The 14,704-nt window shown below is 76.4% G+C and carries 10 protein-coding genes; 8 read left to right on the top strand and 2 right to left on the bottom strand.

Features of this window, described 5'->3' with window-relative positions; translation table 11 throughout:
• The first annotated feature begins 76 nt into the window (after positions 1-76).
• Positions 77-2,761, top strand: a complete 2,685-nt coding sequence (locus tag ABD345_RS07640) for a helix-turn-helix transcriptional regulator (RefSeq protein ID WP_344551101.1) — start codon at positions 77-79, stop codon at positions 2,759-2,761.
• Positions 2,762-2,927: 166 nt separating this feature from the next.
• Positions 2,928-4,145, top strand: a complete 1,218-nt coding sequence (locus ABD345_RS07635) for an MFS transporter (RefSeq protein ID WP_344551100.1) — start codon at positions 2,928-2,930, stop codon at positions 4,143-4,145.
• Between the two features lie 25 nt (positions 4,146-4,170).
• Here ABD345_RS07635 and ABD345_RS07630 read toward each other — a convergent pair whose 3' ends face one another.
• Positions 4,171-4,902 (bottom strand): hypothetical protein, encoded by a 732-nt coding sequence (locus tag ABD345_RS07630; protein ID WP_344551099.1) that lies wholly within the window; start codon positions 4,900-4,902, stop codon positions 4,171-4,173.
• 259 nt (positions 4,903-5,161) lie between these two features.
• On the opposite strand from ABD345_RS07630, the gene bioB reads away from it, so the two are divergent.
• The 6 genes from bioB (at position 5,162) to ligA (ending at position 13,751) form a co-directional block, all read left to right on the top strand.
• The gene (gene bioB / locus ABD345_RS07625) at positions 5,162-6,403 is read left to right on the top strand and encodes a biotin synthase BioB (RefSeq protein WP_344551097.1); all 1,242 of its coding nucleotides are present in this window, start codon (positions 5,162-5,164) and stop codon (positions 6,401-6,403) included.
• Positions 6,404-6,411: 8 nt separating this feature from the next.
• A complete protein-coding gene (locus ABD345_RS07620) occupies positions 6,412-7,770 on the top strand; it encodes an adenosylmethionine--8-amino-7-oxononanoate transaminase (RefSeq protein WP_344551096.1) in 1,359 nt (452 codons plus the stop codon).
• 140 nt (positions 7,771-7,910) lie between these two features.
• A complete protein-coding gene (bioD, locus tag ABD345_RS07615; RefSeq protein WP_344551095.1) occupies positions 7,911-8,642 on the top strand; it encodes a dethiobiotin synthase in 732 nt (243 codons plus the stop codon).
• Positions 8,642-9,361, top strand: coding sequence for an SMI1/KNR4 family protein (locus tag ABD345_RS07610; protein WP_344551094.1), 720 nt, complete (start codon positions 8,642-8,644; stop codon positions 9,359-9,361). Before bioD ends, ABD345_RS07610 begins: the two co-directional genes overlap by 1 nt.
• 174 nt (positions 9,362-9,535) lie before the next feature.
• On the top strand, positions 9,536-11,647 hold the full coding sequence (locus ABD345_RS07605) for a vWA domain-containing protein (protein ID WP_344551093.1): 2,112 nt from the start codon (positions 9,536-9,538) through the stop codon (positions 11,645-11,647).
• Between the two features lie 43 nt (positions 11,648-11,690).
• Positions 11,691-13,751 (top strand): NAD-dependent DNA ligase LigA, encoded by a 2,061-nt coding sequence (ligA, locus tag ABD345_RS07600; protein WP_425556780.1) that lies wholly within the window; start codon positions 11,691-11,693, stop codon positions 13,749-13,751.
• Between the two features lie 25 nt (positions 13,752-13,776).
• Here ligA and ABD345_RS07595 read toward each other — a convergent pair whose 3' ends face one another.
• Entirely contained in the window at positions 13,777-14,661 is an 885-nt protein-coding gene (locus ABD345_RS07595; RefSeq protein ID WP_344551091.1) for a GNAT family N-acetyltransferase, read from the bottom strand.
• Between the last annotated feature and the right edge of the window lie 43 nt (positions 14,662-14,704).

Raw genomic sequence — 14,704 nt, 5'->3', positions numbered from 1 at the left:
TCAGGGCGATCCCTTGACCTGGACCGCGGCGGCCGCGGTGGCGCACGATGGCCCGGTGCCAGACTCCGCGACGTGGTTGAGCGAACTCCGGGAACCGGTCGGTGCCGTGCTGCCTGCGGTGCCGGACGACGCGCCCGGCAGCCGCCGGGTGGTGCTGTTCGGGCCGCCGGGGATCGGCCGGACCACCGCGGCCGGCACCCTGGCCCGACGGCTGGGGCTGCCCGTGCTGCGGCTGGCCCCGGGCCCGCAGGACGCCCCCGTCCCGTGGACCGGTCTGCTCGAACTGGCCCTGGCCCTCCAGCCGCTGCCGGCCGCGCGCGACCTCGCCGCGGCCGTCGACGCGGCCGCCGGCGCCGAGCCCGCCGGCGCCTCCCTGCGGCTGCGCCGGCTGGCCACGGCCCTGCTGCGGGAGGTGCCGCCGCTGACCCTGGTGGTGGACAACGCCCAGTGGCTGGATCCGGCCAGCGCGGCCGTCCTGCGCTGGGCGCTGCGCCTGGTTCCGGAGCTGCCCGTGATCGCCACCGAGCGCGGCTGGCACCCCGGGTCCGAGGGCCACTGGAGCGGCGAGGACGCGCACGCGGTGCGCGTCCCGCCGCTGACGGCCGCTCAACTGTCCGCCCTGCTCGCCCCGTACCGTCCCACCCCCGGCCAGGTCGACCGGATCCACCGGTGCAGCGGCGGGAACCCGGCCCTGGCCCTGGCGCTCGCCGAGGTCGCGGACCCGGGGGAGGACGAGGACGGGGCGGCCCTGCCCCCGGCGGCGCGCCGGCTGGTGGGCGAGTGGCTGGGCACGGTGTCCGAGGAGGCCCGGGAGCTGTTGACCCTGGCCGCGCTCGACGACCGGCCCGACCGCGAACTGCTGGCCCGGCTCGTCGGCCCGGCCGCCGGCGGCCTGCTGGCCGAGGCCGGGGCGGCCGGCCTGGTCGACCTCGAACGGGCCGACGGTGGTGTGCACTTCACCGCCTCCGCGATCGGTGCGGAACTCACCGCCCGGCTCACGGACACCGCGCGCCGGCTGCTGCACGGCCGGCTGGCCGGGGCCAGCCGCGACGGCCTGCGCCGCGACCGGCACGCCGCGCTGGCCGCCGACGCCACCGACCCGCGCACCGCCCGGGACGCGGCCCGGGCCGCCGTCGGCGCCCGCCTGCGCGGCGAGCACGCGCTCGCCGCCGAGCTCTCGCTGCTCGCCGCCCGGCTCACCCCGCCCCGGGAGACCGCCCTGCTCAGCGAACGGGCGCTGACCGCCGCCCGCGACGCCGCGCACTACGGCGACCTGGCCCGCGGCCGCGCCGCCGCCCGCCTCGTGCTGGAGCACGACACCAGCCCAGCCCGGCGCGTGGAGACCCTCATCGCCGTGATCGACGCCAGCGGGCAGCACCTCCAGGCCGCGGACCGGCTGTTCGCCGAAGCCCTGCACGCGGCGGCCGACCACCCCGGCCTGGCCGCCCAGGTCCTGATCCGCCAGTCCGCCTGGGCCAACGTCAACGCCGGCGACCCCCACCGGGCGTGCGCGCTGGCCGAACGGGCCGCCGCCCTCGCCGTGACCGCCGGCGACAGCGCCGCCACCGCCATGGCCCTCACCCTGCAGGCCCGCTTCCAGCGCATCCTCGGCCACCCCGCCGCCGCGGCCACGCTGGCCCGCGCCCTGGCGCTGCCCCGCGACCCGCACACCCCCGCCAACGGCACGCCCCAGCACCTGGCCGCCCGCCACGCCCTCTTCGACGACCGCCCCGACCACGCCCGCGCCCTGCTGCTGCCCCTGCTCGTCGAGGCCGAACGCGCGGCCGACGCCGAGGCCACCGTCGACGTCCTGCGCAGCCTCGCCGAGACCGAACTGCGGGCCGGGCGCTGCGCCCGGGCCCTCGACCACGCCCACCGCGCCCAGGCCCTCACCGACCGCACCGCCCTGTCGCCCGCCCCCGCCTGCTACACCTCCGCCCTGGTCGAGGGCGCCGCCCGCAGCACGGAGGCCGCCCTCGCGCACGCCCGCCGCGGCATCGACACCGCCCGCCACGAGGACAACAAGGTCTTCCTCTCCCGCAACCTGCACGTCCTCGGACACCTGCTGCTGGCCACCGGCCGTCCGAAGGAGGCCCTGGAGCCGCTGGCGGAGGTCCGCGTCCTGGAGGAGGGGCAGCAGGTCCGCGACCCCTCCGTGCTGCGCTGGCACGCCGACCTCGCCGAGGCCCTGGTCGCCGTCGGCCGCCTCGACGAGGCCGAGGACCTGCTCGCCGATACCCGCCGCACCGCCGCCGACCTCGGCCGGGCCTGCGTCCTCCCCGGGCTCGAACGGGCCGCGGCCCTCCTCGACGCCGCGCACGGCGACTGCGACGGGGCCGCCCGGCGCCTCACCGAGGCGGCCGACCGCCTGCGCCACCTCCCCCTCGAACGCGGCCGGACCCTGCTGGCGCTCAGCCAGACCGAACGCCGCGGGCGCCGCCGGGCCGGCGCCCGGGCGGCGGCCCGCGAGGCCGCCGACCTCTTCGCCGCCCACCTGGCCGGCCCCTGGGCGGACGCCGCCGCCCTCGTCCTGCACCGCCTGGAGCCCGGCCCGGCCGGGGACGGTGCCCGGCCCCGCCTCACCGGTGCCGAGGAACGCTGCGCCCGCCTCGCCGCCGCCGGGGCGAGCAACCGCGACATCGCCGCCGACCTGACCGTCAGCGTCAAGACGGTCGAGGCGACCCTCACCCGCGTCTACCGCAAGCTCGGCGTGCGCTCGCGCGTCCACCTCGCGCACGCCGTCGGCCCGGCGCTCGACTGACCGGCCGCCCCGGCCGCCCCGACCGCCCCCGGTCGGCAACGGGTCTTCGGGGAGGGCGAGTTGCCGGAACGGGCCTTCCGCTTCCGGCGATTCTGGATACAGTGTGTCCGGAATGATTCAGGACCTCAGATGTCCTGGATACCGCACGCCCGAAGGGACCCCTCCGGTGACCGAAGCGCTCAAGGCCCCACCCGCACCGACCCCCGCCGCTCCCCCCGCCGGGGCCGGCCTCGGCCTCGCCGCCGTACTCGCCCTGGGCACCTTCGCGGTCGGCACCGACGCCTTCGTCACCGCCGGGTTCCTGCCCGCGATGGCCGACTCGCTGCACGTGTCGACCTCGGCCGCCGGACAGTCGGTGAGCCTGTTCGCCGCCGGGTACGCGCTCGCCTCGCCGCTGCTCGCGGTCGCCACCGCCCGGCTGCCCCGGCGCACCCTGCTGGTCGGCGCGCTGGTGCTGCTGGCCCTCGCCAACGCGCTCACCGCGCTCGCCCCGAACTACCCGGCACTGATGGGCGGACGGCTGCTCGCGGCGCTCGGCGCGGCCGCGTTCACCCCGACGGCGGGGGCGACCGCGGCGGCGCTGGTCCGGCCCGAACGGCGCGGCCGGGCCCTCGCGGTGGTGATCGGCGGGCTGACCGCGGCCACCGCGCTCGGCGTCCCGCTGGGCCGGGTCGCCGCCGTCGGCCTGGGCTGGCGGGCCGCCCTGGGCGCGGTCGCCGCGCTGACCGCGCTGTGCGCGCTCGCGGTGCGCCTGACCCTGCCCGCGCTGCCCGGCACCGAACCCGTCCCGCTGCGCACCCGGCTGGCCGCGCTGCGCCGCCCCGGGGTGCTCACGGTGCTGCCGCTGACCGTGCTCGGGATGACCGCCTGCTACGTCCCGTACTCCTACAGCGTGCCGGTGCTGGACGCCGTCGGGGTCTCCGGGCGCACCGCGGTGGTGGCCGCGCTGGTGCTGTACGGGGCCGGCGCGGTGGCGGGGAACCTGCTGGCCGGACGGCTGGCCGACCGGCGCGGGCCGGTGCGGGTGCTGACCGCCGGGTACGCGGCGATGGCGGTGTCGTTCGCGGTGCTGGCGGCCCTGGCGGCCGGGCACGCCCGGGCGGGGATCGCGGCGGCCGGGGTGCTGGTGTTCCTCTGGGGCGCGAGCAGTTGGTGCCAGACCCCGCCGCAGCAGCTGCGCCTGCTGTCCGCCGCCCCCGAGCAGGGCGCGCTGCTGGTGTCGCTGAACGCGTCCGGCATCTACCTGGGCATCGGCGCGGGCAGCGTGCTGGGCGGACTGGTGCTGCCGCTGGGCGCGGCCGCGGTGTACGCGCTGGCGGCGGTGCTGGCGCTGGCCGCCGGGGTGCTGCTGCGGACCACCGCGCGCCGCGCGGCCGGCGGCTGAACCCGTACCGTTCCCGGCCGGTCCGCTACATCCACATGAAGGGCTGGCCGGCGACGGCCGCGGCGGACCGGTTGCTGTCCTTGAGCACCTCGTCCGGCGTCCCGCCGGGGCGCTGGTCGCGGTAGCGCGAGACGGTCAACGTGATGTGGTGGCCGACCAGTTCGACCTTGGCCACCGACATCGGCTCGGCGTCCCCGGCGGGCGGCAGCACCTCGTCCGGGTAGGTGAACCCGAAGTCCGCGGCCTTCTCCCGGACGACCGGCAGCGCCTTGGCCGCGGCGCCCGCGTCGAGGAAGCGCAGCACCGTGACGCTGGAGACCACCGGCTGGTCGGCCCGGGTCAGCGCGACCCCGATCCAGCCCTGGCAGGCCAGGTCCGCCAGCACGTCCCGGTTCCGGTCCCGCTGCACGTCCTTGCAGTCCGCGCCCTCCCGGGAGCCCGAGCGGCGCGCCCGGTAGCCGTCGTACTCGTAGGCCCGCTGGGCGGGGAAGTACCGTTCCGCGACGAAGGACTGGGACTCCGTCAGCGGCGGCGCCGGCTGCCCCGCGGCGGCCGGCGCGGCGGCGGGCTTGTCCCCGGCGGGCGTCCCGGACGCGTCCCCCTGGTGCGGGTTCGAGACCACCCAGACGCCGCCGGCCGCGAGCACCGCGACGGCGCCCCACAGCGCGGCCAGCCGCCGCCGCTCGCCGGCCGCCCGGTGCCCGGCCGGCGGCTGCTCGTCGTCCGCGCGCGCGGGCGCGTCCCGCTGGATGGTCATGGCGCAGATTGTAAGCAGTTGATCGGACCGTCCTTCCTTCGGGTCGGTCGCACCCGCACTCCTGACCGCTCCCCTCCGTCCCGGGCCGCCCCGTCCGCCCTGCTGCGCTCTCCGGTCCGCCCTTCCCCCCTCTCCGGTCGACCCGGCGGCCGGGCGGTCACCGTGGGCCGCGACACTGTGACAACTCGCACAGCCTGCGGGCGATCTTCTGGCGGGTTCCCTCTGGCGGACGCCGGGGCGGGGCGGGCAGGATCGGGCCATGGACCTCCTCGACATCCTCACCGACAAGGGCCTCCGCCGGGAACTTCCCACCCGGGAGGAGGCGCTGGCCGTGCTGGCCACCGGCGACGACGAACTGCTGGACGTGGTCGCGGCCGCCGGGCGGGTGCGCCGGCGGTGGTTCGGCCGGCGGGTGAAACTGAACTACCTGGTGAACCTGAAGAGCGGGCTGTGCCCGGAGGACTGCTCGTACTGTTCGCAGCGCCTCGGCTCGAAGGCGGAGATCCTCAAGTACACCTGGCTGAAGCCGGACCAGGCCGCCGAGGCGGCGGCCGCGGGCGTCGCGGGCGGGGCCAAGCGGGTGTGCCTGGTGGCCAGCGGGCGCGGGCCGACGGACCGGGACATCGACCGGGTCGCGGACACCATCGCGGCGATCAAGGGCGCGGACGAGGGCGTCGAGGTGTGCGCCTGCCTGGGCCTGCTCTCGGACAACCAGGCCGAACGGCTGAAGGCGGCCGGCGCGGACGCGTACAACCACAACCTGAACACCTCCGAGGCCACCTACGGCGACATCACCACCACCCACACCTACGCGGACCGGGTGGACACCGTCACCAAGGCGCACGGCGCGGGCCTGTCGGCCTGCTCGGGCCTGATCGCGGGCATGGGCGAGAGCGACGAGGACCTGGTCGACGTGGTGTTCGCGCTGCGCGGGCTGGATCCGGACTCGGTGCCGGTCAACTTCCTGATCCCGTTCGAGGGCACCCCGCTGGCGGAGGAGTGGAACCTCACCCCGCAGCGCTGCCTGCGGATCCTGGCGATGGTCCGGTTCGTCTGCCCCGACATCGAGGTGCGGATCGCCGGCGGCCGCGAGGTGCACCTGCGCTCGATGCAGCCGCTCGGCCTGCACATCGCCAACTCGATCTTCCTCGGCGACTACCTGACCAGCGAGGGCCAGGCCGGGCAGGCCGACCTCGACATGATCAAGGACGCCGGGTTCGAGGTGGAGGGCGCCGGGCAGACCACCCTCCCCCGCCACCGGGTCACCGCCGGCGCGGGCGCGGGCTGCGGCGGCCACCAGGAGCAGCCGGGCGGCTGCGGGACGGGCGGCGGCTGCGGCACCGGCTGCGGCCCGTGCGGCGGCCACGGCGAGGTTCCGGAAACCGTCGCGGCCGCGGCCGACGCGGCTGACGCGACCGACGCCGCCGAGGACGAGGCGCGCACCGACCTGGTCCGGGTGCGCCGCCGCGGCGCGGGCACCGAGCTGGCCCCGAACGCCTGATGCACCTGATGGAACGTCAGAAACACCTGGACGCCGCCCGGTTGCTCGAACTGGACCGGGCGCACGTCTGGCACCCGTACGGCCCGATGCCGGGAACGGTGCAGCCCCTCGTGGTGGAGTCGGCCGCGGGCGTGCGCCTGCGGCTGGCCGAACCGGTGGGCGGGCACCGAGAGTTGGTGGACGGCATGTCGTCCTGGTGGGCGGCCGTGCACGGCTACCGGCACCCGGTGCTGGACGCGGCGGTGCGCACCCAGCTGGACTCGATGAGCCACGTCATGTTCGGCGGCCTCACCCACCGTCCGGCCGTCGAACTCGCGGTCAAACTCGTCGAGTTGACGCCGGAGCCGCTGCAGCACGTGTTCCTCGCCGACTCCGGTTCGGTGGCGGTCGAAGTCGCCCTGAAGATGTGCCTGCAGTACTGGCGCTCGCTCGGCCGCCCGGAGAAGCACCGGGTGCTGACCTGGCGCGGCGGCTACCACGGCGACACCTTCCACCCGATGTCGGTCTGCGACCCCGAGGGCGGGATGCACCACCTGTGGGGCGGCGTGCTCCCCCGGCAGCTGTTCGCCGACGAGCCGCCCGCCGGGTACGACGCCCCCGCCGACCCGGCGTACCTCGCGCACCTGGCCGAGCTGATCGGGCGGCACGCGGGCGAACTGGCCGCCGTCATCGTCGAACCGGTGGTGCAGGGCGCCGGCGGGATGCGCTTCCACTCCCCCGCCTACCTGCGCGCGCTGCGGGAGCTGTGCGACGCGCACGACGTGCTGCTGGTCTTCGACGAGATCGCCACCGGCTTCGGCCGCAGCGGCGAGCTCTTCGCCGCCGACCACGCGGGCGTCTCCCCCGACGTGATGTGCCTGGGCAAGGCGCTGACCGGCGGCTACCTGACCCTGGCCGCCACCCTGTGCACCGGCCGGGTCGCCGAGGGCATCTCGCGCGGCGAGGTCCCGGTCCTGGCGCACGGGCCGACCTTCATGGGCAACCCGCTGGCGGCGGCCGTCGCCAACGCCTCGATCGACCTGCTGCTCTCGCAGGACTGGCGCGGCGAGGTGCGGCGGATCGAGTCCGCCCTGCGCACCGCGCTCGCGCCCTGCGCCGGACGGCCCGGCGTCGCGGACGTCCGGGTGCTGGGCGCGATCGGCGTGGTGCAGCTGGACGCCCCCGTCGACATGGCCGCGGCGACCCGGGCCGCCGCCGAACAGGGCGTCTGGCTGCGGCCGTTCCGCGACCTGATCTACACCATGCCGCCGTTCGTCACCGCGGACGCGGACGTCGCCGCCATCGGCCGGGCGATCGCCGCAGCGGCGGCGGCCTCCACCGCGACCCACGCCGACGCCGCCGTCGGCACCGGCACCGGCACCGGCTAGGCCACCGGGCCGGACGTACCCGTTGGCCGTCCAGGCCCGTCCGTTCCGGCCCCGCCCCGTCCGCCGCCGACCTGATCGCCTCCCGTCCCGTCCGCCCCGCCCCAGCACCTCCAGCACCCCCAGCCAGGAGCACCAACGCCATGTCCCGCGTCCTGTTCGTCACCGGCACCGGCACCGAGGTCGGCAAGACCCTGACCACCGCTGCCGTCGCCGCGCTCAGCCCGGGGCCGGTCGCGGTGCTGAAGCCCGGCCAGACCGGGTTGGGGCCGGACGAGCTGGGGGACGCCGCCGAGGTGGCCCGGTTGGCCGGGCCGCTGGTGCGGGCGGTCGAGCTGGCCCGCTACCCGGAGCCGCTCGCGCCCGAGACGGCGGCCCGCCGGGCCGGGCTGCCGGCGCTGGATCCGGACGACGTGGCCAAGGCCGTGGCCGGTCTGGCCGCCGAGCACGACACCGTGCTGGTGGAGGGGGCGGGCGGGCTGCTGGTGCGCTACGACGAGCGGGGGCGCACCCTCGCCGACCAGGCGCTGGCCTGCCGGGGCCTCGGCCTGGAGGTCGAGTTCCTGCTGGTCGCGGCGGCCGGCCTGGGCACCCTGAACGCCACCGCGCTCACCGCCGAGGCGCTGGACCGGCGCGGCCTGCCGCTGCACGGCGTGGTGATCGGCTGCTGGCCCGCCGTCCCGGACCTCGCCACCCGCTGCAACCTCGCCGACCTCCCGACCGCCGCCGGTGCCCCCCTGCTCGGCGCCCTCCCGTCCGGTGCGGCCGCCCACACCCCCGCCACCTTCCGGCCGTTCGCCGCCGCCGCCATCGCACCGTCCCTGGGCGGCAGTTGGGACGCCGCCGCGTTCGCCGCCGCCCACCGCCCGGCCTGATGGACGACCTCCCCGACGCCGCTCACGCCCTGCGCGGGGGCCTCCACTCCCCCGCGCGGGCGCTGGAGTTCGTCCGCTGGCTGGCCGCCGCCTGGACCGACCGTCCACTGGCCCCGGAGGACGGCTGTCCGGCGGACGAACTCGCCGCCGCAGAGGCCCGGTTGGGCTTTCCGCTGCCCGCAGCCCTGCGCTCCGGCTACGCCCTGTTCGGCCGCCGGGACGACCTGACCCGCAACCAGGACCCGCTGGTCCCGCCGTCCGGGCTGTACGTCGACGAGGAGTCGGACGGGGTGCTCGTCTTCCGCGAGGAGAACCAGAGTTGCGCGTTCTGGGGGATCCCGCTGGCCGAACTCGGCCGGCAGGACCCGCCGGTGGTGCTGTCCACGGGCCGCGAGTGGACCCCGTTCCTGGAGCGGATGTCGCTGGCCTGGGTCGAACTCGCCCTGACCGAGCTGCTGTTGGGCTCCCAGCACTACGACGCCTGCGAACTCCCGGCCGCCCGGCTGCCCGCGCTGCACACCCTGCACACCCGTCTCCCGCTGCCCGACCACCCGATGTGGGCGAGCTGGGACGAATCCCCGATCCGCTGGTACGCCGCCCCCGGCCGCCTGCTGCGCCACGACGGCCTCGGGAACCTCCGCTGGCTGCACGCCACCGCCCGCACCCCGGCCGCTCTCGCCGCCCTGCACGCCGACCTCCCGGCCGCCTGGGTCCGCTGACCGGCCCGCACCGCCGCGTCCGCCACCGCACCCAGCACGTTCCCCACCGCACCCACCGGGTCGGCCGCCGCACCCGCCGCGTCCGCTCCGGTGACGCGCCCGCGTGGCATCCCCGGGCGCCCGGCGGGCTGGCATAGCGTCGGGCCGACCTGCGGCGCGACGAGAGGATCAACGATGCGACGGGCCACCGTGACGGCTTCCGCCCTGGCCGCCCTGGCCGTACTCGGTGCGGTCGGGGCCGCCCCCGCCGCGGTGCCCGGGCCCGGGGCGGGCGAGGCGGTGGTGACGGTGCGCACGGGCGGCGACCGGACGGGCGCGCAGTCCGTGGGGCCGCTGGCGGGCGTCCGGCTGGGGCTGTTCGCGGCGGAGGGGGACGCGGCGCCGGTCGATCCGGGGTGGGGCGTGTGCGTCTCGGACGCCGACGGCGACTGCTCCTTCCGGGTGCCGGACACCGGCCCGGGCGGGGCCAACGCGGGTCGGGAGCTGACGGTGCGGCAGCCGGACGGCGGGGTTCCGGCGGGCTGGTTCGCCAATCCGGCGCTGCGGACGGGCCCGGGCAGCGGCTCGGACTCGGTGGCCTCCCCGTACGTCTTCCGCACTCCGGCACTGGCCGCCGGGAACACGTACCGCTCGACCGCCGACTTCATGATCAGCGACGACTACCGGAACCTGCCGACGGCCTCCGGCGGGGTGTGGCAGGACTCGCGGAACAATCCGCCGCTGCCCGCGCACTGCGGACTGGACGTCGCCCTGGTGCTGGACCTGTCGGCCTCGGTCGGCAGCGAGCTGCCCTTCCTGAAGGCGGCCGCGGACCACTTCACCGACGCGCTGACCGGCACGCCCTCCCGGCTGGCGGTGTTCTCCTTCGACCAGGCGTCCCCGGCGACCGGCGTGAGCGCGAACCACCCGGAGCTGCACCCGGTGTCGACGCCGGCGGGCGCGGCGGAGTTCAAGTCGCTGTACGCGGACTGGACGCTGGGCAAGGGCACCAACTGGGACACCGCGCTGTGGTCGGTGGCGCGGGCCGCCCCGGTGTACGACGCGGTGGTGGTGCTGACCGACGGCAACCCGACCCGGTTCGCGGACGACGCCCAGGGCGACGGCTCGCGGACCCACTTCCGGGACGTCGAGAACGGCGTCTTCTCCGCCAACGCGGTGAAGGCGAAGGGCAGTCGGCTGATCGCGCTGGGCGTCGGCAAGGGCGTCGAGGGGGTCTCCGGGCTGAACCTGCGGGCGCTCTCGGGGCCGACCGCGTACGCCGACGGCGGCGACCTGACCGCGGCCGACTACTTCCAGACCAAGGACTTCGCCACCGCCGGGCAGCAGTTGCACGACCTGGCGCTGTCGCACTGCGACAACAGCGTGACGGTGGTCAAGCAGCTCGTCCCGGCCGGCACCACCGGCGAGGACACCACGGGTGCGGTGAACGCCCCGGCGGGCTGGACGTTCGGGGCGTCGACCGGCACGCCGGGCGTCGGCGGGCTGCCGCGGGAGCTGACCACGACCGACGACGGGACGGGCTCGGTGGTCTTCCAGCCGGAGCTGGGCGAGCGGCCGTCCGCCTCGCTGGACATCAGCGAAGTCCAGCACGACGGCTACGAGTTGGTCACCAAGGACGGCAAGAACGCGGTCTGCGTGAACCTCGACACCGGGCAGCCGGTGGACGTCTCCGACACCGGCACGGCCGACCGCCCCGGGTTCGCCCTGGAGCTGCCCCGGCTCGCCGCGGTCAGCTGCACGGTCTACAACCGGCCCGCCGCCGCCCCGGCCGGGGCGGACCTGACGGTGGACAAGACCTGGCGGATCGACGGCACCGTCCACCCGGAGGGCGGCCAGCCCGCCGGGTTCACCGCCACCGCCTCGCTGACCGGGCCGGACGGCGCCGCGGCCGCGCCGCAGCCGTGGGGCACCGCGCGCACCGGCTACCGGATCGGCGACCGGGCCACCGTCACCGAACGGGCCGAACTCGCCGACCCCGCCTGCACGTTGACCGACCGGCGGATCACCGCGCTGAACGGCGCCCCGGTCGACCTCCCGCTCGGCAGCGCGCTCACCCTCGACACCGCGCACACCCGGGCCGAGGTCACCAACACCGTCGAGTGCCACCGCACCGGCCCGTCCGCGTCGCCCTCGCCGTCCCCCGTCCGCCCGGGCGGCGGACACCTCGCCGCCACCGGCAGCGGGGGCGCCTCCGTGCTGCTCCCGGCCGCCGGCGGCGCCGCCCTCGCGGGCCTCGCCCTGCTGGCCCTGCGGGCCCGGCTCGACCGGCGGCGCGACGACGGCTGACCGACCGGTCGGAACCGGTCGGTTGTCAGTGCCGGACGGAAGGATGACGGTCATGAACAAGGCCGATCTGCTCTCTTCCGGCGACTACGCCGACGCCGTCGCCACTGCCGCGCGGGCCGCCGCCGCCTACTACGCGGACGGGACGACGACCCTCGGGGACGACGAGTACGACGCGCTGGCGCGGGCGATCGCCGCGTACGAGCAGGCGCATCCGGAGCAGGTCTCGGAGCAGTCGCCGACCGGCAAGGTCGCGGGCGGCGCCGCGGTGGGGGACGTACCGCACTCGGTGCCGATGCTGTCGCTCGACAACGTGTTCTCCGGCGAGGAACTCGCGGACTGGGCGGCCTCGTTGGAGCGCCGGCTGGGTCGGGCGCCGGCCGGCTGGTGCGTGGAGCCGAAGCTGGACGGCCTGGCCGTCGCGGCCCGGTACGAGGGGGGCGTGCTGCGCCGGGTGCTGACCCGCGGCAACGGCCTCGCGGGCGAGGACATCACCCACACGGCGGGGGACGTGCTGGGCCTGCCGACCGTCCTGACCGAGCCGCTGGACGTCGAGCTGCGCGGTGAAGTCCTGCTCACGCACGCCCAGTTCGAGCGGGCGAACGAGGTCCGCACGGCGCACGGCGCGGTGCCGTTCGCCAATCCGCGCAACGGCGCGGCGGGCACGCTGCGGGCCAAGGACCGGCCGTACCGGATCGAGTTGACCTTCTTCGGGTACGACGCGGTGGGCCTGGACGAAGAACTGGCGCACAGCGCGCTGCTGGAGCGGCTGGCCGCGCTCGGGGCGAACACGGCGGCCTCCACGGCGGCCGCGCCGCTGCGCTGCGCGGGCGTCGAGGAGGTGCAGCGGCGGGTCGAGGAGATCACCGCGCTGCGGTCGGAACTCCCGTTCGGCATCGACGGCGTGGTGGTGAAGGCGGACGACGCGGCCGACCAGGCGCAGGCCGGTTCGGGTTCGCGGGCGCCGCGCTGGGCGGTGGCCCGCAAGCTCGCGGCGGAGCACAAGGTGACCAGGCTGCTGGCGGTGGAGTGGGCGGTGGGCCGCACCGGCGTCATCGCGCCGCGCGCCGTGCTGGAGCCGGTGGTGATCGACGGCGTGACGGTCTCGTTCGCGACGCTGCACAACCCGGCGGACATCACCCGGCGCGGCCTGATGCTGGGCGACCGGGTCTTCGTCTACCGCGCGGGGGACGTGATCCCGCGGGTGGAGGCACCGCTGGTGGCGGAGCGCACCGGCGAGGAGCGGCCGATCGTCTTCCCGGCCGCCTGCCCGCGCTGCGGGGAGGCGATCGACACCGGCGAGCAGCGCTGGCGCTGCGTGCGGGGGCGCAACTGCCAGACGGTGGCGTCGATCGTCTACGCGGCGGGCCGCGACCAACTGGACATCGAGGGCCTGGGGTCGACCCGGGCGGTGCAACTGGTGGAGTCCGGTCTGGTCCGCGACCTGGCGGACGTGTTCACGCTGACCCGCGAGCAGCTGCTCTCGCTGGAGCGGATGGGCGACACCAGCACCGAGAACCTGCTCGCGGCGATCGAGACCGCCCGCACCCGCCCGCTGAACCGGGTGCTGTGCGCGCTGGGCGTGCGCGGCACCGGGCGCAGCATGTCGCGGCGGATCGCGGCGCACTTCGGCTCGATGGCGGCGATCCGGGCGGCGGACGCGGAGAGCCTGGCGGCGGTGGAGGGCATCGGCCCGGAGAAGGCCCGCCTGGTGGTGTCCGAACTCGCCGACCTCACCGACCTGTTGGACCGCCTGGCCGAACTCGGCGTCGGCACCCGGGTCACCGAGCCCACCGCCCCGGCGCCCACCGCCGAGCCCGCCGAGGACGCGGCGGCCGGGGCCGCCGGCCCGCTGGCCGGTCAGGCCGTGGTCGTCACCGGCGCCATGACCGGCCCGCTGGCCGCCCTCTCCCGCAACGAGGTGAACGAACTCGTCGAGCGCGCCGGCGGCAAGTCCTCATCCTCGGTCTCCAAGCGCACCACCCTGCTGGTCGCGGGCGAGAAGGCCGGCTCCAAGCGCACCAAGGCCGAGGAACTGGGCATCCGGATCCTGACCCCGGAGGAGTTCGCCACCCTGGTCGCCGACCACCTGCCCGTCGCGGCCTGAACCGCCGCCTTTGGGTGGCTGCGGGTCAGAGGGTGTCGGCGTGGACGAGGCCGAGGTCGGTGAGTCCTTCGGAGCGACAGAGGCCGTCGGAGGCTCCGCCGATCTCGGTCTGCAAGAGTTGGTAGTCGGCACCGTGGGTGTGCCCCCAGTGCATGGCGGCCCGCCACAGGGCTCGGCCGTGGCCGTGACCGCGGAGGTCGGGCAGGACGCCGAAGTACTGCGGCAGCAAGCGGGGACGGTCGGCGGAATCGGGCATGGTCTCCATCGGGCCGATCGCGCCGACAACCCGGCCGTCGTCGGCGACGGTGACCAGGACGGGGCCGACGGTGCCGGTCTGCATGCGGGAGTGGAGGAAGGCGAAGCCGTCTCCGGCCAGCTCGTCGGCGAAGTCGGCGAACGTCGCCTGCACGGCCTCCGGGTGGGCCTCCAGCGGCTGCACGGCGTCCGGTTGGACGGTGGGCCGGTCGGGGGTGAACTCGCGGAGCTGGAGGCGGGTGCAGGCCTCGGCAGCAGTGCTGGCCGCTTGGCCGGGGGCCTGGAAGGACAGGACGCGGGCCCTGGCTGCGTTGTGGGCGGCGGCGAGCTTTGCGGCGAGGTCGGCAGCCTCTTCCTGGTGGCCGTCGGTCGGGTCGCCGTAGAGGTGGACCTTGAGGGTGCCGGTGCCGCGGGTGGACAGCGTGGGGATGAGGGTGAGGTCGGGGCGGTGGACGAGGTCGAGCGGCAGGATCGTCTCGTCCTTGGTGTCCGACCAGCGGCGGTCCTTGTCGTAGGCGAGGAAGCGGCCGGTGCCAGCGATGTCGATGACGTCGGCGAACAGTCCGGGGGTGAGGGCGTCGGGGTGGACCGGCCCGAGGGTGGGCACGAACGGCACGGTCACCACGGGGCTCATCCAGTCCCACGTCAAGCGCATGCGAGCACCCTACCCACCGGCCCCGCACGCCGCAGGCCCCGGC

This window comes from Kitasatospora saccharophila (assembly GCF_039529925.1).
Taxonomy (GTDB): domain Bacteria; phylum Actinomycetota; class Actinomycetes; order Streptomycetales; family Streptomycetaceae; genus Kitasatospora; species Kitasatospora saccharophila.
The sequence above is the reverse complement of the archived record's forward strand: the minus strand, read 5'-3'. Positions and strand labels throughout refer to the sequence as shown.